Source organism: Mycobacterium sp. NPDC051804 (genome assembly GCF_044452905.1).
Classification (GTDB): Bacteria; Actinomycetota; Actinomycetes; order Mycobacteriales; family Mycobacteriaceae; genus Mycobacterium.
In genome coordinates, this window is sequence record NZ_JBITCD010000016.1 from 3,129 (window position 1) to 4,740 (window position 1,612).

General features: G+C 56.8%; 1 rRNA gene. It reads right to left on the reverse strand.

Annotation, left to right across the window (positions count from 1 at the left end):
* Positions 1-15 precede the first annotated feature (15 nt).
* A 16S ribosomal RNA gene (locus ACIA48_RS30215) occupies positions 16-1,535 on the reverse strand.
* Positions 1,536-1,612: the final 77 nt, after the last annotated feature.

Genomic DNA, 1,612 nt, shown 5'->3' on the forward strand with positions numbered 1-1,612 from the left:
AGTGGTGCTCCTTAGAAAGGAGGTGATCCAGCCGCACCTTCCGGTACGGCTACCTTGTTACGACTTCGTCCCAATCGCCGATCCCACCTTCGACGGCTCCCTCCCACAAGGGGTTAGGCCACCGGCTTCGGGTGTTACCGACTTTCATGACGTGACGGGCGGTGTGTACAAGGCCCGGGAACGTATTCACCGCAGCGTTGCTGATCTGCGATTACTAGCGACTCCGACTTCACGGGGTCGAGTTGCAGACCCCGATCCGAACTGAGACCGGCTTTGAAAGGATTCGCTCCACCTCACGGCATCGCAGCCCTTTGTACCGGCCATTGTAGCATGTGTGAAGCCCTGGACATAAGGGGCATGATGACTTGACGTCATCCCCACCTTCCTCCGAGTTGACCCCGGCAGTCTCTCACGAGTCCCCACCATTACGTGCTGGCAACATGAGACAAGGGTTGCGCTCGTTGCGGGACTTAACCCAACATCTCACGACACGAGCTGACGACAGCCATGCACCACCTGCACACAGGCCACAAGGGAACTGATATCTCTACCAGCGTCCTGTGCATGTCAAACCCAGGTAAGGTTCTTCGCGTTGCATCGAATTAATCCACATGCTCCGCCGCTTGTGCGGGCCCCCGTCAATTTCTTTGAGTTTTAGCCTTGCGGCCGTACTCCCCAGGCGGGGTACTTAATGCGTTAGCTACGGCACGGATCCCAAGGAAGGAAACCCACACCTAGTACCCACCGTTTACGGCGTGGACTACCAGGGTATCTAATCCTGTTCGCTCCCCACGCTTTCGCTCCTCAGCGTCAGTTACTGCCCAGAGACCCGCCTTCGCCACCGGTGTTCCTCCTGATATCTGCGCATTCCACCGCTACACCAGGAATTCCAGTCTCCCCTGCAGTACTCAAGTCTGCCCGTATCGCCCGCACGCCCACAGTTGAGCTGTGAGTTTTCACGAACAACGCGACAAACCACCTACGAGCTCTTTACGCCCAGTAATTCCGGACAACGCTCGGACCCTACGTATTACCGCGGCTGCTGGCACGTAGTTGGCCGGTCCTTCTTCTACAGGTACCGTCACTTGCGCTTCGTCCCTGCTGAAAGAGGTTTACAACCCGAAGGCCGTCATCCCTCACGCGGCGTCGCTGCATCAGGCTTGCGCCCATTGTGCAATATTCCCCACTGCTGCCTCCCGTAGGAGTCTGGGCCGTATCTCAGTCCCAGTGTGGCCGGTCACCCTCTCAGGCCGGCTACCCGTCGTCGCCTTGGTAGGCCATTACCCCACCAACAAGCTGATAGGCCGCGGGCCCATCCCACACCGCAAAAGCTTTCCACCACACACCATGAAATGCGTGGTCCTATTCGGTATTAGACCCAGTTTCCCAGGCTTATCCCAAAGTGCAGGGCAGATCACCCACGTGTTACTCACCCGTTCGCCACTCGAGTACCCCGAAGGGCCTTTCCGTTCGACTTGCATGTGTTAAGCACGCCGCCAGCGTTCGTCCTGAGCCAGAATCAAACTCTCCAAACAAAAACAACCCATCAACAGACAGGTGGAATTCGAATCAGAAAAATCTGAAACCAAACAAGACACCAAAAACTGGCATC